Source organism: Spiribacter onubensis (assembly GCF_040838425.1).
In the GTDB taxonomy this organism is placed as follows: Bacteria; Pseudomonadota; Gammaproteobacteria; order Nitrococcales; family Nitrococcaceae; genus Spiribacter; species Spiribacter onubensis.
Map to the genome: position 1 here is coordinate 14,839 of NZ_JBAKFI010000004.1, position 17,262 is coordinate 32,100.

Sequence of the window (17,262 nt, forward strand, 5' to 3'; positions counted from 1 at the left end):
CGCCGGGCAACAGGGGTGCGCGACGCTAGCAGCTGATTGACGAACAACTTGCCGGACCGATCCGGTGATTCAGTGGTAGTGCCCATGACCTCAAAGCCCCTTACCCGCTGGCGCCTCATCCTTCTTTGTTGCAGCTTACTGCTCGTCGCGGCGACGACTCAGGCCGACGAGAGACCGCAGCCCGGGATGGTTGCGGCGGCCCATCCGCTGGCCACGGCGGCGGGTGTCGAGGTGCTCGAGGCCGGCGGCGCCGCCATTGATGCGGCAATCGCCATACAGGCCGTGCTGACCCTGGTGGAACCGCAGTCAAGCGGCATTGGCGGCGGCGCTTTTCTGCTGCATTACGACAGCGAAACGGCCGACGTGCAGGCCTATGATGGGCGCGAGACGGCGCCTGCCGCAGTGAGGGCCGACCACTTTCTCACCGAAGACGGCACGCCGATGGACTTCCTGGAGGCGGTCCCCGGCGGGCAGTCGGTTGGCGTACCCGGGAGCCTGCGGATGCTCGAGCTGGTGCATGAGCAGCATGGCGAACTGCCATGGAGAACGCTCTTTCAGCCAGCGATCTGCCTGGCCGAAGCGGGTTTTGAGGTCACACCCCGCCTCGCTGAAATGCTGCGCATTGACCTGCGGCTGGATCTGTTCGAGCCAATGGCCGGGTATTTCTTCCCCGATGGCGCGCCCTTGCGCGCGGGGACGCGACTGACCAATCCCGCCCTCGCGGAGACGCTCACCGAGATTGCCAACCAGGGTGCGGATGCTTTCTACGAGGGCGCCATCGCCGATGACATCGTGGCGACGGTTCAGGCCCACGGCGGCGAGCTCACCCGTGAGGACATGGCGGACTACCGGGCGGTTGAGCGGGCGCCGGTCTGCCGATCCATCGCGGGGTACGAGATCTGCGGCATGCCGCTGCCGAGCAGTGGCGGCATGACCGTCTTACAGATCCTCAGCCTGCTGGAGATCGCGAGCGCCGGGACCGAGGACATGAGCCGGCTGACCTGGGCGCACTTACTGCTCGAGGCCTCACGCCTCGGCTTTGCGGATCGGAATGAATACCTCGGTGATGCCGAATTCGTCGAGGTCCCGGTGGAGACCCTGCTGAGTGAGCGCTATCTGACCGAGCGCGCGGCGTTGATATCACCGACGCAATCGATGGGTAAGGCGGCCCCGGGCCTGAGCGAGCCGGACAGCGCCATGAGCGATGGCAAGTTGATCAAACACTCGACCAGTCATTTCAGTGTGCTCGATACTCAGGGCAATGCGGTCTCGATGACCAGTTCCATTGAAATGCCCTTCGGCTCCCGCCTCATGGTGGACGGATTTCTGCTGAACAATCAGCTGACGGATTTCCGCTTCGACCCCCTTGCGGCCGATGGACGGCTTCACCCGAACCGGATCCAGCCCGGCAAGCGGCCCCTCTCATCAATGTCTCCGATGATCGCGTTTAACGCGGACAAGCAGCCGCGGCTGATCATCGGTTCACCGGGGGGCACGCGCATCATTGGCTATGTGGCGCAGCGCGTTGCCGATGTCCTGATGCAGGGCCATGACGTTGAAGCGGCGATCAGGAGCGGGAGTCTGGTCAACCGCAATGGCAGGACGGAGATCGAGGCCGATACCGACGCCGAAGCTTTGGTCCCCGGCCTGGAGGCGCTGGGCCATGAGATCGAGATCGACTCCATGACCAGCGGACTCCATGGCATCGAGCGCCTGCCCGATGGCGACATCCGCGGCGCCGCCGATCCGCGCCGGGAGGGGACGGTCGGTGGGGCACAGCCGCCATCCCAGGGAGAGTAGCGGCCGTTGGGCACGCGGCTGCCACCCCCTCTCCTCCTGCTACTACTAGTACTGCTACTGCTACTGGCCGGCAGATCCGCGCCGAGGATGCGGATCAGGGTCTGCTAGGGCGCCTTGACAAAAATCGGCCGCCACAACATATTCCGCCGGATAATTTCACTGGTCTCCCGGCACCAAGCGGTCTCCAACAATCAAATGATCACGATTCGAACGGTTCCTTCATCGGAGAAAGACCAGGCCCTGTCAAAAATCCTGGCGCTGGTGGAGGCGGAGAGAGACCGGCCCGGCTACCTGTATCTGCGCGACCCTGACTTCTACGCAGATTTCTTCTCCGATCGGGGTATGATCACCGCTGCCTGGAATGATGGAGCACTCATCGGGTTCCTGCTCCTTGGCTTCGAATCGACCACGATCGAATTCTGGCATGAATACATTGACCGGATGGGCGCCGACCCAGACCGGTGTTGCTACGGCCGGCACGCACTGATTGCGCCAGGTTACCGCGGCATCGGCATCGGGCGGCAAATGATGATCCATCGGAGCAACGCCGCAAGATCACTGGGGTATCACCTGTGCTTTGCAACCACGCACCCCCACAATGTGGCGATTGAGCGGGTCTACAAGGATAGCGGCTTTGTCAGGATCGACCGGAGAGTGGTCTTCGACCGCCAGCTTCTTCGCTCCCTTTGGGTCTGTCGTCTGACCCAGGAACCCACGCTGGCGAATGCCACGCAGATCCCGCCATCTTCGCGTTCCCTCCTTACGAGTCCGGATGACCTGACAGTCCTCAATGCCGCATTGGCGCCTCAAATGGCCGCCGATCCCCAGATTATGGCCGATTCCGACCTCGAGGACGCGCATCAGTGAACCGGCCTACTTCGCGGGGCAGCCTCATTGTCAATCGGGCTGGCGAGAATGCGGGATGGAACCTGCTGAGTCCCCGTGTTTTTCTCCCCTGGCTGATGGGTTCACTTGGATCGCCTTACCTGCTTACTGCGCTCGCACTTCCACTCTGGGATGTGGCGCTGCTTCTCTCGCGCAAGACCCTGGCGAGCTGGATCGATGCTCGGGGCCGCTTGAAACCCGTGTTGATCACCGCGCAGCTTTCCTGGCTTCTGGTCTGGATCGCGCTGGGTTTGCTGGCGACTGTTCTCAGCGGATATCCGATCTATATCGCATTGCTGATCGGTGTCACCCTCCTCGGCTTTGCCGATGGCACCGCCGGCAGTGCCTCCCGCCTGCTGATGGCAAGGATCGTCGGCCGCGAGCGGGTCTCCGGGCTGGTTTCCACCTACCTTATGTATGCAGGACTACTGACCGTGCTGATCGCTGCCGTTCAGTTCGCGGCGGTCGGTGGCCAGCACGGGGGTACGAGTGCGATTTTTCACGTTGTCTTTGGCGGGATCGCGGCGCTCGGATCAATCCTTGCGCTTATGCCTCTGGCTGAACCCCTCGGGCAGATCAAGGCGCCGAGCCGGCAGATACATGACACGGACGGAACGCTATCCCTGGTCAAGGACCGCTCCCTGAGGAGACTCGCAACGGCGAACGCACTGCTACCGTCCGTCTATCTGGCCCCCGCCTTTCTGGCCATGTTCATCGCCTCCGGAAAGACCTCGAGCGCGCATATCCTTATCTGCATCGCGAGCCTGACGCTGGGCAAGGTCTCCGGCAGTCGGCTTTTCCGGCTTCTCGATCATCAACGCAAAGGGCTCATTGTCGCTGTCTCGTCGGTCACCGCGATCGGCTCCAGTGCAGCGCTTTTATATGCATGCCTGGCTGGAATGACGGGCTCCTTCTGGCTCGGGATGCTTGCCTTTGCTCTGATCGGCGTGGCCATTAACGGCTTGAAGGCCATCGAATCCGCCGCGCTTTTCGGTTTTTCCAGAGAGGGCGATACCGCACAGGTATTTGCGGGACTCACCCTTGTGCAGAGGGTCGCCAGTATCGTGCTCTCTCTGGGCGTGGCCGGCCTTGCCCATGCCCTCGGCGAAGCGATGGCCATGGGCACTTTGCTTCTCCTGCAGCTGATGGGCGGTGCCGCCTGGACGCTGATCGTCAGGACCCCCGCCGTTCGCTGACAACCGCATCCCGCGGCCTCGTCACATGGACGCGCCGGGCCCGGTCACTGTGGTCACGGTGGCGGTCACGAACAGAATCCCGAGCAGCAGGACCGACTCCAGCATCAGTGAGCCGCGCAGATGGTCCGCGGCCGCCGACTCACCTCGCATCAGCGCCGGCGTGAGCCGGAGGCGGTTATAGGCCGCAAAGCCCATGACCAGCACGAAGAGAGAAAGCTTTACCGCAAAGATCTGGCCGTAGAGCGTTGCCAGTGCGGCGACCAGCCCGCCCGTCAGCTGGTGCAGGGTAATCAGCCCGGCGACCGCGAGCCCGGCAACGGCCCAGACCGCCTGACGCCCGAATTGATGCGCCACCGCACCGGCCCGCACCAGATCGCCGTGGCTCATCCGGTAGAGCGGGATAAAGACGCCCAGCCAGAACGAGAGCAGGAGCATATGCAGGGTGACAAGGGCATTCAGAAGGAGGCCCGGTGCGGTCCAGGTATGACCGGTGAGCCCGAAGCTCACGGCGATGGCGAATACACCGGCGAGCGCCAGCCAGTCGGCCGCCAGACGCCGGAGCCAGATGAGCGAGCTCAGCATAAGCCCCGCAAGGAGAACAGCGAGCGAGAGTCCCTTTGGCCCATCGAGAATGAACCCGATGAGCTCGCCATCCAGTGCAGCGGTCCAGTCATTCCCCGCGAGGAAGACCGCCTCCAGCGCCACGCCCGACCCGGCCGCGATAAGGGCCACGAGCCCGGCAATCGGCGTGACCACCCGCAGTCTCTGTCGCACCTGGGTGGGCAATGTTGACAGCAGCCAAAGACACAGCACCGAGCCGGCCGCGAGCAGCGCACCGGCGTAGAAGGCGGCGCGGACCAGCACCGCCAGCCCATCCAACATCAATGATCCATGACCGAAAACTTGAGTTCACCAGACATCGCATGCCCGTCCGTGGCAAGCCCTCGCCATTCGAGAATATAGTCGCCTGCCGGCAGCTCCGGCGGGTCCACCGTCAGCGTATCGGTGGCGGACCGCCCGCTGCGCGGCTCAATGTCATATGCCTCACCGGCGGCGCTTGTCAGCGTGACGCTGATGATCCGCATCTCGCCATCAAAACCGATCTCGATGACCGGTGGTGGCGCCTTCAGCTGTGCTCCATCCGCCGGCACGGTGGCGCGCTGCTCGGAATGAGCGAGCGCCACCGGGCCCCATGCGACCGCCACGGTGATAAAAAGCGCTGCGAGTGTTCTCATCGCTGACCTCATCGGTTGCTCGTCGGACCACGGCCGTGACGCCACAGTCTTGACTCACCGTGCCGTTCACACAACCCCGCGCGCTGTCGGGCAATATCGAATTCGTAATGCATCCAGTGCTCATTCCGGGCGTTGTACTCAATGACCCGCCATTCTCCCACGCGATTCCAGCAGATGATGAACGACCGCAGCTTCGAGGCGTGCGGGCCGAGTAGCCTCTCGAACTGCCTGCTGCTTCGAATATCTCCATCGGAGGGTGTTGTGCTGCCCTCGTGGACAGGGTGATTGTGGTACTGGCGCACCTCATCACACCGCAGACGGTCGACGTGATCGCGCCACTTCGCCGGATCATCCGCCGGCCGGCACCGGTACGAGGAGCCGATCGAGGCGGTGACACGCACGACCACACCCGAGCGCATGAAGGCGGTGACGAAGACCTCGCGTCGCTCGCGGTACATCCCGACGGCGAGGGCCTCCTCCAGGCTGCGCATATCGCGCCCGGCAAGACCATACGCCTTCTTGAACGACTCACCCCTCGCCCGGACACGGAACGCGTCAAAGCGGTCGGCCAACGCCTGCTGCAGCCGAATCCGTTCGGCGCGAACCTGACACGATCGCCGCCATGCAACCCGATATTTCACTGATCCTAACAGCAGCAACGCGTGGAGGCTGACCGGTGTGAGCACCAGCGCCAGGGAAGCCGACATGAGTCCATTGGCAGGACTCTCCGACAGCGCATAGGCCGCGACGGCGAACAGGAGGGTAGGCGCGCCCAGCAGAAGGACCTGCTGTCGGCGCAGCACGTCGCCCTCTGTGATGAGCCGTTCGTATCGAGACAATTCGATGACGTCGCTTCAGCCGGACCCGTTCCGCTGACGGTCACCCGCGAAGGTGATCACCAGCGTTCGGGGACGGGCAACCTGTATTTCGCGCTGAATCCACATGCCGGTAATGATACCAGTGGCAGCGCCTTGCTCTGCGTCCTAAGCGGCAGGGCCCTGGCGTCTCGTCCAGCATCGTCTACTTGTGACACCTCGCCGCACTGATTAGGCTTTGATCCGTCCACCCCACCGAGACCGCCCCCATGCAGACCATTGAGTTCAAAGACTTCGCCCGCGTCGAACTGCGGGTCGGCACTGTCATTGGTGTCGAGGGATTCCCGGAGGCCCGGCGTCCCGCCTGGAGAATGCGCATCGACTTCGGCCCGGAGATCGGCGAGCGCAAGTCTAGCGCCCAGATCACGGACCTCTATGACCCCGAGAGCCTGATGGGTCGACAGGTGCTTGCGGTCGTCAACTTCTCGCCCAAGCAGATCGGGCCTTTCATGTCCGAATGCCTGGTCACCGGATTTCATCGCGAGGACGGAGCCATCGTGCTCTGCGGCCCTGACACCGTCGTCCCCAACGGAAACCGCCTCATCTGAACGGCCGATGAGCATGGAGGCATCGACCGAGGCGATTCCGGGATCAGGCGGACCGGCGCGCGGCAATGAACGAGCGGATCATCTGAACCAGCAGTACCGCAGAGAGCCCCAGCATCCCGACATTGACCAACAGCGCCAGCGGACTCATCTGCGCCGCCCTCACCACTAATGCGGATGCGGGCGCAAGTGCCCCCAGCAAGGCAACGGCAGCGGCTGCATGCATCCAGTGGCGCCGGGCATTCTGAAAAGCGCCTGCGAGCGCACCCAGGACCACAAGCAGGAGGCCCGGATACGCCGGCATGAGCGCCGTCTGGCTGCCGGAGAAGAAATAGGCGCCGACCCCGAGAATGATCAGTAGCACACCGAAGACAATGGTCTGTTTGGGCATCAGGTTGCGATCCAGTTTAGAAGTGGCTGTTCGGAATTCCGCTCAAGGCTTGATTGGAACACATCCGACGATGCCGGTCGCTACCAACGCGTCGCGAAAAAAATGTTGCGTCGCACAAGCGGCCTTGATATATTGCGCTGCAACAAGACGGAATGGCCGTCTTAACATGCAGCAAGACCGATGAGGGCAATACGATGAACGACTTCATGATGAACAACGAGATGTTTACCAAGTACACCGAGCAGGCCGAGAAGATGTTCATGGCGCCGACGCGCGATTACGCCAAGCTGGCCATGGACTATGCCGAGAAGATGATCGAGGCGCAGATCGAAGCCGCCCGCACCTACAGCGAGATCGGCCTCCAGCAGGCCCGCGCCGCGCTCGACATCAAGGACACCACGGCACTCCAGCAGTACGCCGAGAAGCAGCAGGCCGTGGCCAAGGATCTGGGCGAGCGCGTCAAGGGCGATGCCGAGAAGGTCGTCGCGATGAACCAGGACTTCGTCAACGAGACCCGCAAGCTCGTCGAGTCCAGTGTCCAGACCGTCTCCGAGACCGCGGCAAAGAAGGCTGCTCCGGCCCGGAAGACGGCCAAGGCCGGCTAACAGCCGCCTGCCCAGCCGGACATGAGTCCGGACCTTCTGAACCGCCGGTCATCGACCGGCGGTTTTTTATATGCACATGCCGGATCAGGCCTTCAGGACAACGAAAGCTCGATCACCACCACGCCCAGCAGGCCGGCCGCAGCGGGCCAGGGGCTGCGCAGCGCGACGCCAAAGAAAACCCCCGGGATGAGCAGGGTCAGTGCCGCCAGGATATGCGGCAATGCGGCCACGCCCGTGGAGGCCATGACCCAGATGCGCACACCGCCCAGGACACCCAGGAGCAGCGCCAGCCAGACGCTGCGGTTATAGATGAGCGATGTCACGATGCCCTCCCGATCCTGGAAAGACGGGCAAGCTCTATTTCGCATTGCCTCCACATGTCACTAGCCTATCGCCGTGAACCCGTCGCAGCCAGCAGGCTCCGCGGTCAGCACCGACCAGCGAGCCGTTGTTGCTACCGCTTGACTGATGGAATACATCGGGCGCCTCTAGGCGAATGCGAGGGTCTGGAAAGCCGCCCACGGTAATCTGAGCTCTGGCATGATGACCACTCTCAGGCATAGGCAGCGACGGCGGGTGGCTTGCAATGAAATACCTCGCCTTCTTATTGGTGGCAGCGCTGGCAAGCACCAGCGTCACGGCTGACGACGACGTATTCGAGGCACTTCGGGAAGATGGGCATGTCCTGCTGCTTCGCCATGCCATCGCGCCCGGATTTGGCGATCCGGCAGGATTCGATGTGGCGGATTGCACCACCCAGAGGAACCTCTCCGAACAGGGCCGCCAGCAGGCTCGGGCCATTGGCGCGCAGCTCCGCGACGAAGGCCTGAAAGACGCCGTTGTGTACACGAGTTACTGGTGCCGCTGCCGGGACACGGCCGATGAGATGGCACTGACAGAGGCGCAGCCCCACCCGGGGCTGAACAGCTTTTTCCAGGCCCGCGAGCGGCGCGACGAAATCGTCTCCGACCTGCGCCACCTACTTGGCGAGCTCGCCAACGGCCCACCGGCGGTTCTTGTGACTCACCAGGTGAATATCCGGGCGATCACCGGACAGGGCGTGCGCTCTGGTGAGGGGGTCGTTGTCCGTCCCGATCAGACCGGCTCAGTGAGTGTCATCGGGTCATTTCCGCCCTGAGTCCGCGCCACTTGCCGGGTCAGATCGCCTCAACAACCACCGCCAGCCGGTCCCGGACCTCTCCGGCGATCTTTGTAAGCTCGGGGTTATCGATCCCGGACATGGACGAGACCGGATCGACAGCGCTGACTTCGATCCCCTCCGCCACCTCGCGCAGAATGACATTGCACGGCAGCATCGCACCCACCCGCGGCTCGACGCCGATGGCCTCCCAGGCCATGGCCGGGTTGCAGGCGCCAAGGATCCGATAGCCCGCCATGTCGTTATCCAGCTTCTTCTTCATGGTGCCCTGGACGTCAATTTCCGTCAGCACACCGAAGCTGTGATCGGCGAGCGCCTTGCGGGTGCGCTCATCGACGGCCTCGAAATCGGCATCCTCGATGACCCGGTTAATCGTGTAGGACATGCTTGTCTCCATTATTGGTGCGGACTGGGATGCTATCACCTGCGGCACGCTGGACCTGACCGCGGAGAAATTACCGAGGCGGGGCACCCCGTGAAAAGCCTGAAACGATCGCGGTACAGTCGTCCGATCGAAGCTTGAGACAGGAGCGGTATGAGCGAGCGGAAGATCACTGAGACGGAGATCCTCAACCGGGTCTATAACGCCACCGATCACGAGGCGCTGATGAGCGCCTACCGCGACTGGGCCGAGCAATACGACAGCGACCTGCTGGATCGGTTTGGCTATGTCGCTCATGTTGCCACGGCCAAGGCTCTCCACGAGGCCCTGGGTGGCTCGACCGACGCACGAATCCTCGATGCCGGCTGCGGCACCGGCCTGGTGGGCGAGGAGCTGGTCAAGCTGGGTTACCGCCACATCGACGCCCTCGACTACTCCGCGGACATGCTCGCCCAGGCGCAGCGTAAAGGGATTTACGGTGAACGCATGCAGGCCGACATGAAACAGCACCTGCCCGTCGACGACGACGCCTATGACGCGGTTGTGTGTACCGGCACCTTCACCTACGGCCATGTCACCGGCGATGCCTTCGACGAGTTGGTGCGCATCGTCCGCCCCGGTGGCGTGATCGTCTTCACCATTCGGGAAGGGGCCTACGAGGAGTACGGCTACCGTCGCCGCATGCTTGATCTGGAGACGGCCGATGCATGGGAGCTGGTGAGCTTCTATGACACGCCCTACCAGCTCGAGGAAGGCAACACGTGCAAGATGTGCACCTACCGCATACCGCGCGACTGAGGGATCTGTGACCGCAACCAACCTGCCCCGCGAGAAGACCAACGTAGCAATCCTCGCCGCCAGCCAGGCGCTGTTTCTCATCGCCGCAATCACGGTGATGACACTGAGCGGTGTGGTCGGTCAGCAACTGACCCCTGAGCCAGCACTGGCAACCCTGCCGGTGGCACTGATGCAGGTTGGCGCGCTGCTCGCCACCTTCCCCGCCTCCATGCTGATGAAGCGCATCGGGCGGCGACCCGGCTTTTTGCTGGGCACCACGCTGGGCGGCATCGCCGGGGGCGGACTGGCGGCATTGGGGGTGGCCGAGGGGAGTTTTCTGCTTTTCAACCTCGGTAATCTACTGCTGGGCGTCTATCAGGGCTTCGCCATGTACTACCGCTTTGCGGCGGCTGACTGCGCCGGGGAGGACTTTCGAAGCAAGGCCATTTCCCTCGTGCTGGCGGGCGGTGTCGTAGCGGCGGTTCTGGGGCCGTGGAACGCAAATTACGGGCAGGCGCTATGGGCAGCACACCCGGCGGCCGGTCCCTATCTGATGGTCATAGCGCTTGCCGTGGCGGCCACGGTGCTGGTCGGCATGCTGCGGGTTCCGCGGGCACGGGAACCACACGGAGCCGCCGCGCAGCGCCATCTGCCAGAGATCATCAGCCAGCCCCGGTTCATTGTGGCGCTGATGGCTGCCGCCATCGGGTATGCCGTCATGGTGCTCGTCATGACCGCGACACCACTCGCCATGCGCCAGAGCGGCTTTGACATGGGCCAGGCCGCCTTTGTCATGCAATGGCATGTACTCGGAATGTTCGCCCCTTCATTCATCACCGGCTCGCTCATCGCCCGCTTCGGTGTACTCAATGTCCTGCTCGCCGGCGGGCTCGTGCTGTTGATGAGTGCTGGCATTGCTGTTGGTGGCCAGACCCTCCCGCACTACTGGGCGGCGCTGGTTCTGTTGGGAGTGGGCTGGAACTTTCTGTTCATCGGTGGCAGCACGCTGGTCACTGAGACCCATACACCCGAGGAACGCGGCAAGGTCCAGGGGCTCAACGATCTGGTCGTCTTCGGCCTTGTCTCGATTGGCTCCTTGATGGCCGGCGCCCTGCTCTATCACCTCGGCTGGGTGGGTCTGAATCTAACGGTGATGCCATTCATTGCACTGACGCTCAGCGCCACCGCATGGCTGCGGTTCGCGGCGCCCACTGGCCTGAACCCGGAGGACGCCGCGACGGACCTCAGAGCAGACTGATCTCGAAATCGATGGGATTGCGGATGGTGTTGCCGATGGGCGAGAAGTAATTCGCCCGCTGGACGATTTCATCCAGCGTCTCCCGCGGGGCGTCGCCCTCGATATCGACGCGCACACGGACGGCCTGGATGCCCATTTCCTCCGGCGATGGCTCGTGGCCACCGGCGCCCCAGGCCGCGGGATTGCCGATATCGCCCTCAAGGTGGAGCTCAACTTTACTCAGGGAAACCTGCTTCCAGGTGGCGACCGCGGTGATGCCGACGGCAAGACAGCCTCCGAGGGCGGACAGGACGATCTCCGCCGGCGCGGGCGCCGTATCCTGGCCAAACAGATGCAGGGGCTCGTCAACAACCACCTCGTGGCCACGGACATGGCTGATGGTCCTGTACTGGCCTTCCACCACGGTGTGCACCGTGTTCGTGCCGCGTGCTCCCGGGTTGTTCCGGCCTTTCTCGGCGAAACCGAGGAGGCCCTCCCGATCGATGGGCCGCAGGTCTGCCTTGGTGGTGGATTCGTTGGTGACGCTACTCATCGGCTCATCTCCCTTGTCAGTATTGAGTGATTAAGCGGTTTGCCGCCATGCGACACGCCGCATGAAAAAGACCACGAGGCTATCCAGCAGATAACCGATAATTCCGATCCACAGGACCAGAGCGGCGAGTCGGTCATAGGCCAGAATGTCCCGGGCATCGTTGATGGCGTAACCAAGCCCGCTGGTCACGCCCAGATATTCCGCCGGCACGAGCACCACCCAGGCCACGCCCAGCGCAAGCCGCAGTCCCGCGAGGACATCTGGTGCGATGGCCGGCAGGATGAGGCGTCGCAACCGGCCCGCGAAGGAGGCACCGAGATTGCGCGCCACGCGGGCATGCAGGGGGTCGATGCGCTGGACCGCGAAGGCGGTCGAGAAAAGCACCGGCCAGACAGCGGCCATGACGATCAGGAAAATGATCGCGCCGTCCCAGGTGGCGAAGACCATCACCGCAATCGGCATCCACGCCAGCGGGCTTACCATGCGCAGGAGCTGGAAAGGGAACGAAGTCGCGCGTTGAAGCACCGCGGAGAGCCCCACAAGGATACCGACCGGCACAGCGATCAGCGTCGCGATCAACATCCCCCAACCAATACGCTGAAGACTCGCCGCGGCGGCATCGAGCAGATCACCGCTCACAAGCAACTGCCATGCCGCCGGCAAAGCGGCCGAGGGAGCAAATCGCGTGAAGGCGAAGAGATCGGGCTGGGCGGCGATGTAAGCGCCGCCAATCCACCAGAAAAACAACAGGCCTCCCGCACCGGCAAGCGGATAGCCGATCCGCTGCAGCCAGTGCATCAGGCCGGCATACCGCGGGAGTGTTGCGCCCCGGGCCGTGCTCACAGCGCCAGTCGCTCCCGTCGTTTGCGACTGCCCAGATAATCGGCCTCTGGATACCGCCGCAGCGCCTCGTCGATAAAGCGGTAGTCGACCAGATCATCGGCGACAAATTCAGGATCCAGTCCATTCAGAAAAGTCCGATCGCCTTCGACGAGCGTCTGGTTCATCTCCCGGACGAGCCGCCTGGTCGCCGAGGGATAAGGATAGGGCGAGAAGTCGATCCGCCCTGTCGCCCAGTCCGGGTGCTGAACCGCGCCCGTCTCCCGATATTCAGGCGTGTCGTAGTGGGTCATGGCCCGGCGCACCACCTCCGCGGGCATCGGCAGATACCCCTCTCCGTCGCGCGAGAGCATCTCCGCGACCTCCGCCTTGTGGTTCTGTGCATACTGCGCACCGCGGACCACCGCGTTGATGACCCGTTGCGTCCATTGCGGATTGGCGTTGACCTGATGCTCATGCATGCAGACCACACAGCAGGGGTGGTTTTCCCACATATCGCCGGTAAACCGGAGCAATCGACCGCCCGCCAGCAACTCGCCGGCGGCATTGAAGGGCTCGGCAACGATGTAGCCGTCAATCTGCCCTGCCGCGAGGCTCGCCGGCATCTCCGGCGGAGGCAGGATCAGCAGATTGACCTGCTGCGGGCCGAGCGATGCGTCCTGAGCCTGAATGACCGGCTCCAGACCTGCTTTGCGGAGTGCCATCTGCAAGAGCGTATTGTGCACCGAGTACCAGTACGGCACGGCGATCTGCGTGCCGCCAAGGTCGGCGAAGCTCTCGATATCGGAGCGCCCGCCCACGACCAGCCCCGAGCCATTCACATGCGCCCAGGCCATGATCTTGACCGGAAAGTCGTTGTTGTAGCGCATCCACACCGGAATGGGCTTGAGGAGATGCACGAGGTTGAAACGGTCGCGTGCAAAGCCTTCTACCAATGACGACCAGCTTCGGATCAATTCAGGCTTTTCGGCCTGGACGCCCTCATCCTCGTAATACCCCATGGCATAGGCGGTAAGCAGCGAGGTGGCATCGGTAATGGGCAGATAGCCGATTCTCAGAGTCGGCTCAGCCTCGGCCCGGGCGGGCGAAAACCCCGCCGGCAGCGTCATCGCGGCGGCGAGCCCGCCCATGGCGGCAAGACCATCGAGCATGAACCGGCGCCTCCCGGCGCGGACCTCATAATCGGGCGTCAGCACCCGGCTGCAGCCGCAGCCCGACTGACTCTGCGGGCGCTCCGACGGGTCTTCTTCTGCCATATTTCCTCCCTTCGAATGGTCAGGCATTGACGGCGACCGGCGCTTCGCTGAGCCGGATGTCAGCACTCAGCGGATTCCGGCGCGCACGACCGAACGCGGCGAGCAACTCGTCGCGCATTTCCGCGAAACCAGGCCGTCCGGGTTGCCGCGGGGCAGACATGCGGTTTTCGATCACGCCGTGGATCCGCCCAGGGTTACGCTCCATGACAGCGATTCGATCACCCATGATCACTGCCTCGTCCAGGTCATGAGTCACCTGGACCAGCGTGATCTCCTGCTCGGCGACGATCGACAGCACCTCGGCCTGGAGATCACTGCGAGTAAACGTATCCAGCGCCGAAAACGGCTCATCCAAAAGAATCACGGAGGGTGAGACCACTAACGACCTTGCCAGGGCGACGCGCTGCTGCTGTCCTCCGGAAAGGTCCTGGGGGTGCGCATCCGCCCGATCAGCAAGCCCCACCCGCTCGAGCATCGCCAGGGCGCGGGCCCGCCTGCCCTCTCGGACACCGGCAAACTCCAGCCCCAACGCGACATTCTTCACGACGGTGAGCCAAGGGTAGAGTGCGGAGCGTTGAAACATGATGTTCCAGCGCGGGTTGGGTGCCAGGGCCGGCTGACCGCCTAGGTAAACCCGGCCCGTCCGCGGCTGCAGCATGCCCGCGATCATATGCAGCAGCGTGGACTTGCCACAGCCGCTCTCGCCGACGATTGACAGTGTCTGTCCGGCCTCGAGGTTGAGATTCACCCCGTCGAGCACCGGTGCCTCGGGCGAGGTAAACCAGTGCGACACGCCGGCGATCCGAATATCGATACTCAAGCCCTGCCCCTTACCGTTCGCTTGACCAATGGCGCCGCACGGTACGGAACCAGCTCCGGCATCGGAACGAATTTTTCGGCATATCCTTATAAACGCCTTTGGATATTTCCATCTGGAATATCGCCAGCTGGATTCGATATTTCTGTTCCAGGGCGGTCATCGCTAGCCTTATCGAGCTGTCACGGCCGCACAGGGAGATCAGAAATGGAAGCCATACACGCAGTCGACGACGCAGGGACGAGTAATCCCCGCGACCTTGCTGCAAGGGAGCTTGCGCCGCTCGCAGCGACGATTGATCGGGATGGGCTTTATCCCGAGGGGTTCATGCGAACACTGGGCGATCATGGGCTCTATAACCGCCACACGGCGGCCGGAGGGCATGACTTCGCGGGTGCCATCGATGCCATGGCCGAGGTGTCCCGCATCTGCATGTCGACCGGTTTTTGCCACTGGTGCCATGACGCACTGACCTGGTACTTGGACAACGCGGAGGAGGCGGCGACACGGGATAAGTGGCTCGAGCCCGTCGCCAGCGGGCGGCTGCTGGGCGGCACCGGGCTCTCGAATGGCATGAAAAACGTCGCCGCCATTGAGGAGCTCAAAATCCGCGCCAGACGGGTGGAGGGTGGTTATCTCGCCAATGGAACCCTGCCGTGGGTCTCCAACCTCGCAAGTCATCATGTCTTCGCGGCCGTGTTCCTCGAACCCGACAGCGAACGTCGCGTCATGGCGCTGATCGACTGCGCTCAGACAGGCTTTTCCCTGAAACAATGCGCCGAGTTCATCGCGCTTGAGGGCAGCGGCACCTACGCATGCCATTTCGAAGACGTTTTCATCCCGGATGATCAGGTGATCAGTCACGACGCCGCCGCCTTTCTGCCGCGCATCCGCGCGGGGTTCGTGCTGTTACAGATGGGTATGCCGCTTGGCGTCATTGAGGCATGCATCGAGATCATGGAAGACATGAGCCGGACGCATGCGCATGTCAACGCATTCCTCGATGAGCAGCCGGATAACCTGCGTACGGAGCTCGAAGACCTGCGGGGTGCCGTGAACGCCCTGGCCGCGGAGGTTGCGTCGGGATCCGACGATCGTCTGTTCCGGGATGTACTCCAGGTCCGGGAGCGGGCATCGGTGCTGAGCCTCAGGGCCTCGCAGGCCGCGATGCTGCACGCCGGCGCGCGTGGGTACCTGGCAGACTCCGCCGTGCAGCGGAAATTGCGAGAGTCGTATTTCGTCGCCATTGTCACGCCAGCGATCAAGCATATCCGCAAGGAGCTGGCGCGGCTGGAGGCCGCGTGAGGCATGACCGCGGGTAAACGCGAGACGCCCTATCGCCAGTACCTGTGTGTGGTCTGCGGCTACATCTACGATGAGGCCGTGGGCGACCCGGACGGTGGCCTGGCACCGGGAACCCGATTCGAAGACATTCCGGATGACTGGGCCTGTCCCGACTGCGGCGTCACCAAGGCGGATTTCGTTCCGCTTGAAGAGGCAATCAAGGAGCGACCGGCCAATGCGCCGCAAACCCCCCAGCTCGCCGAAAATGCCGCTCAGACCGTGATCATTGGTGCGGGCATGGGCGGTTGGGCCGTCGCGGAGGCATTGCGTCGCGTCGACCCGGAGCGGGCGATTGTCATGATCACCTCAGACGATGGCGCCTTCTACCCCAAGCCGCGACTCTCGACCGCGGCGGGGGAAGGGCTCACACCCGATGAGTTGGTGATGAATGATGGCACAGCGCAGGCAGCCAGGCTCGGCGTGACATTAATGGCTCACACCCGCGCACTGCGCATCGACCGGGAGCGACGCCGGGTGCTGACGCCGAGGGGTGGCGTCCCCTACGCGCAGTTGATTCTGGCACTGGGCGCCACGCAGCGCCCACTCCCGCTACCACCAGGAAGCAGCGGCCAGCCGATGAGCGTAAACGCGCTGAATGATTACCGCCAACTTCGCTCGACGATTGATGACGGAACAGCATCGGTGCTGATCATTGGTGGCGGGCTGATCGGCTGCGAGTTTGCCAACGACCTCACCGTCGCCGGCCATGAAGTCACCCTGGTTGAGCGGTCAGACCGGCTGCTGGCATCACTCATTCCGCACGGAGCGTCGGAGGCACTGCGCTCGCATCTGACCTCCGCGGATGTCCGAATCCATACCGGGCGAACCATCCAGAACCTGGTGGGCAATACCGAGCAGGGTTTTTCCGCCCGCCTCGACGACGGCGGCCATTGGCAAGGCGACATCGTGATCAGTGCACTGGGTCTGGCTCCCAGCACGGGGCTGGCCGACGCGGCCAGGCTACGGACCTCGCGCGGCATCGTTGTCGACTCAAAGCTGCGCACCAGCGACCCGCACATTCATGCCATTGGTGACTGCGTTGAGTACCAGGGTGCGGTCCGGCCCTACGTCCGGGCCCTTCGCCGCCAGGCAGGGATCATCGCGGCGTCATTGACCGGCGGCGAGGCCACCTACGACGGGACACCGGATACCATCAACATCAAGACCACGCTCTACCCTATTGCCGTCCGTGAACCAGTAGAAGCCGGGGAATGGCGCCAGCTCGATACCGATCGCTGGATCCATTACGCAGGCGACCGTTGCGATGGATTCGCCCTGGGCGGTCCGGCGGTGGCCGACAGCAAACGGGCCGAGCAGTGGCTCGGCGGCGAAGCCTGACGGCCACGGCCCGATCGGTTACCCTCT

At 63.3% G+C, this 17,262-nt stretch carries 20 protein-coding genes; 10 read left to right on the forward strand and 10 right to left on the reverse strand.

Annotated features, from left to right (window positions below):
- The first annotated feature begins 186 nt into the window (after nt 1-186).
- The 3 genes from ggt (at nt 187) to V6X63_RS07870 (ending at nt 3,881) form a co-directional block, all read left to right on the forward strand.
- Nucleotides 187-1,800: a gamma-glutamyltransferase gene (gene ggt / locus V6X63_RS07860; RefSeq protein WP_367978567.1), complete on the forward strand. Its 1,614-nt coding sequence runs from the start codon at nt 187-189 to the stop codon at nt 1,798-1,800.
- Between the two features lie 195 nt (nt 1,801-1,995).
- Entirely contained in the window at nt 1,996-2,667 is a 672-nt protein-coding gene (locus V6X63_RS07865; protein WP_367966479.1) for a GNAT family N-acetyltransferase, read from the forward strand.
- 95 nt (nt 2,668-2,762) lie between these two features.
- Nucleotides 2,763-3,881 (forward strand): hypothetical protein, encoded by a 1,119-nt coding sequence (locus tag V6X63_RS07870; protein WP_367966478.1) that lies wholly within the window; start codon nt 2,763-2,765, stop codon nt 3,879-3,881.
- A gap of 21 nt (nt 3,882-3,902) precedes the next feature.
- On the opposite strand, the gene V6X63_RS07875 is transcribed toward V6X63_RS07870, so the two are convergent.
- From V6X63_RS07875 to V6X63_RS07885, 3 genes are read right to left on the reverse strand one after another with little or no spacing between them, the layout of a single operon-like run.
- Complete coding sequence (locus V6X63_RS07875) at nt 3,903-4,763, reverse strand: CopD family protein (protein ID WP_367966477.1); 861 nt, start codon at nt 4,761-4,763, stop codon at nt 3,903-3,905.
- A complete protein-coding gene (locus V6X63_RS07880) occupies nt 4,763-5,116 on the reverse strand; it encodes a copper resistance CopC family protein (RefSeq protein WP_367966476.1) in 354 nt (117 codons plus the stop codon). The genes V6X63_RS07875 and V6X63_RS07880 overlap by 1 nt, the downstream gene beginning before the upstream one ends.
- A gap of 8 nt (nt 5,117-5,124) precedes the next feature.
- Nucleotides 5,125-5,919, reverse strand: coding sequence for a hypothetical protein (locus tag V6X63_RS07885; protein ID WP_367966475.1), 795 nt, complete (start codon nt 5,917-5,919; stop codon nt 5,125-5,127).
- Between the two features lie 281 nt (nt 5,920-6,200).
- Between V6X63_RS07885 and V6X63_RS07890 the strand changes: the two genes are divergently transcribed.
- Nucleotides 6,201-6,539: a tRNA-binding protein gene (locus V6X63_RS07890; RefSeq protein WP_367966474.1), complete on the forward strand. Its 339-nt coding sequence runs from the start codon at nt 6,201-6,203 to the stop codon at nt 6,537-6,539.
- Between the two features lie 43 nt (nt 6,540-6,582).
- On the opposite strand, the gene V6X63_RS07895 is transcribed toward V6X63_RS07890, so the two are convergent.
- Nucleotides 6,583-6,927 (reverse strand): hypothetical protein, encoded by a 345-nt coding sequence (locus V6X63_RS07895; RefSeq protein ID WP_367966473.1) that lies wholly within the window; start codon nt 6,925-6,927, stop codon nt 6,583-6,585.
- Nucleotides 6,928-7,079: 152 nt separating this feature from the next.
- On the opposite strand from V6X63_RS07895, the gene V6X63_RS07900 reads away from it, so the two are divergent.
- Entirely contained in the window at nt 7,080-7,532 is a 453-nt protein-coding gene (locus tag V6X63_RS07900; RefSeq protein WP_367966472.1) for a phasin family protein, read from the forward strand.
- A 92-nt stretch (nt 7,533-7,624) separates the two neighbouring features.
- On the opposite strand, the gene V6X63_RS07905 is transcribed toward V6X63_RS07900, so the two are convergent.
- A complete protein-coding gene (locus V6X63_RS07905; protein WP_367966471.1) occupies nt 7,625-7,855 on the reverse strand; it encodes a hypothetical protein in 231 nt (76 codons plus the stop codon).
- A 263-nt stretch (nt 7,856-8,118) separates the two neighbouring features.
- On the opposite strand from V6X63_RS07905, the gene V6X63_RS07910 reads away from it, so the two are divergent.
- Nucleotides 8,119-8,670 carry a histidine phosphatase family protein gene (locus V6X63_RS07910; RefSeq protein ID WP_367978568.1) on the forward strand — a complete coding sequence of 184 codons (552 nt, stop codon included), beginning with the start codon at nt 8,119-8,121 and terminating at the stop codon, nt 8,668-8,670.
- A 19-nt stretch (nt 8,671-8,689) separates the two neighbouring features.
- Here the strand turns inward: V6X63_RS07910 and V6X63_RS07915 are convergent, their stop codons facing one another.
- A complete protein-coding gene (locus V6X63_RS07915) occupies nt 8,690-9,076 on the reverse strand; it encodes a DUF302 domain-containing protein (protein WP_367978569.1) in 387 nt (128 codons plus the stop codon).
- Nucleotides 9,077-9,226: 150 nt separating this feature from the next.
- Here V6X63_RS07915 and V6X63_RS07920 point away from each other — a divergent pair, with 150 nt between their 5' ends.
- Nucleotides 9,227-9,871: a class I SAM-dependent DNA methyltransferase gene (locus V6X63_RS07920; RefSeq protein WP_367978570.1), complete on the forward strand. Its 645-nt coding sequence runs from the start codon at nt 9,227-9,229 to the stop codon at nt 9,869-9,871.
- A 7-nt stretch (nt 9,872-9,878) separates the two neighbouring features.
- Entirely contained in the window at nt 9,879-11,108 is a 1,230-nt protein-coding gene (locus V6X63_RS07925) for an MFS transporter (RefSeq protein ID WP_367978571.1), read from the forward strand.
- Here V6X63_RS07925 and V6X63_RS07930 read toward each other — a convergent pair.
- The 4 genes from V6X63_RS07930 to V6X63_RS07945 are packed head-to-tail and all read right to left on the reverse strand — an operon-like array spanning nt 11,095 to nt 14,556.
- Nucleotides 11,095-11,640 carry an OsmC family protein gene (locus V6X63_RS07930; protein ID WP_367978572.1) on the reverse strand — a complete coding sequence of 182 codons (546 nt, stop codon included), beginning with the start codon at nt 11,638-11,640 and terminating at the stop codon, nt 11,095-11,097. The genes V6X63_RS07925 and V6X63_RS07930 overlap by 14 nt on opposite strands.
- Nucleotides 11,641-11,670: 30 nt before the next feature.
- Nucleotides 11,671-12,483 (reverse strand): ABC transporter permease, encoded by an 813-nt coding sequence (locus tag V6X63_RS07935; protein WP_367978573.1) that lies wholly within the window; start codon nt 12,481-12,483, stop codon nt 11,671-11,673.
- Nucleotides 12,480-13,736 carry an ABC transporter substrate-binding protein gene (locus V6X63_RS07940; RefSeq protein WP_367978574.1) on the reverse strand — a complete coding sequence of 419 codons (1,257 nt, stop codon included), beginning with the start codon at nt 13,734-13,736 and terminating at the stop codon, nt 12,480-12,482. Before V6X63_RS07940 ends, V6X63_RS07935 begins: the two co-directional genes overlap by 4 nt.
- Before the next feature lie 19 nt (nt 13,737-13,755).
- Nucleotides 13,756-14,556: an ABC transporter ATP-binding protein gene (locus V6X63_RS07945; RefSeq protein WP_367966463.1), complete on the reverse strand. Its 801-nt coding sequence runs from the start codon at nt 14,554-14,556 to the stop codon at nt 13,756-13,758.
- A 204-nt stretch (nt 14,557-14,760) separates the two neighbouring features.
- Between V6X63_RS07945 and V6X63_RS07950 the strand changes: the two genes are divergently transcribed.
- Both V6X63_RS07950 and V6X63_RS07955 read left to right on the forward strand, forming a co-directional pair.
- Nucleotides 14,761-15,858 (forward strand): acyl-CoA dehydrogenase family protein, encoded by a 1,098-nt coding sequence (locus V6X63_RS07950; RefSeq protein ID WP_367978575.1) that lies wholly within the window; start codon nt 14,761-14,763, stop codon nt 15,856-15,858.
- A gap of 3 nt (nt 15,859-15,861) precedes the next feature.
- Entirely contained in the window at nt 15,862-17,235 is a 1,374-nt protein-coding gene (locus tag V6X63_RS07955) for an FAD-dependent oxidoreductase (RefSeq protein ID WP_367978576.1), read from the forward strand.
- The last annotated feature ends 27 nt before the right edge of the window (nt 17,236-17,262 follow it).

Bases quoted from the DNA above. Each gene is read 5' to 3' on its own strand.
- V6X63_RS07890 (WP_367966474.1), top strand. From the start codon at position 6,201: ATGCAGACCATTGAGTTCAAAGACTTCGCCCGCGTCGAACTGCGGGTC.
- V6X63_RS07865 (WP_367966479.1), top strand. From the start codon at position 1,996: ATGATCACGATTCGAACGGTTCCTTCATCGGAGAAAGACCAGGCCCTG.
- V6X63_RS07930 (WP_367978572.1), bottom strand. From the start codon at position 11,640: ATGAGTAGCGTCACCAACGAATCCACCACCAAGGCAGACCTGCGGCCC.
- V6X63_RS07915 (WP_367978569.1), bottom strand. From the start codon at position 9,076: ATGTCCTACACGATTAACCGGGTCATCGAGGATGCCGATTTCGAGGCC.
- V6X63_RS07870 (WP_367966478.1), top strand. From the start codon at position 2,763: ATGGGTTCACTTGGATCGCCTTACCTGCTTACTGCGCTCGCACTTCCA.
- V6X63_RS07895 (WP_367966473.1), bottom strand. From the start codon at position 6,927: ATGCCCAAACAGACCATTGTCTTCGGTGTGCTACTGATCATTCTCGGG.
- V6X63_RS07940 (WP_367978574.1), bottom strand. From the start codon at position 13,736: ATGGCAGAAGAAGACCCGTCGGAGCGCCCGCAGAGTCAGTCGGGCTGC.
- ggt (WP_367978567.1), top strand. From the start codon at position 187: ATGGTTGCGGCGGCCCATCCGCTGGCCACGGCGGCGGGTGTCGAGGTG.
- V6X63_RS07955 (WP_367978576.1), top strand. From the start codon at position 15,862: ATGACCGCGGGTAAACGCGAGACGCCCTATCGCCAGTACCTGTGTGTG.
- V6X63_RS07950 (WP_367978575.1), top strand. From the start codon at position 14,761: ATGGAAGCCATACACGCAGTCGACGACGCAGGGACGAGTAATCCCCGC.
- V6X63_RS07875 (WP_367966477.1), bottom strand. From the start codon at position 4,763: ATGTTGGATGGGCTGGCGGTGCTGGTCCGCGCCGCCTTCTACGCCGGT.
- V6X63_RS07900 (WP_367966472.1), top strand. From the start codon at position 7,080: ATGGCCGTCTTAACATGCAGCAAGACCGATGAGGGCAATACGATGAAC.
- V6X63_RS07920 (WP_367978570.1), top strand. From the start codon at position 9,227: ATGAGCGAGCGGAAGATCACTGAGACGGAGATCCTCAACCGGGTCTAT.
- V6X63_RS07910 (WP_367978568.1), top strand. From the start codon at position 8,119: ATGAAATACCTCGCCTTCTTATTGGTGGCAGCGCTGGCAAGCACCAGC.
- V6X63_RS07880 (WP_367966476.1), bottom strand. From the start codon at position 5,116: ATGAGAACACTCGCAGCGCTTTTTATCACCGTGGCGGTCGCATGGGGC.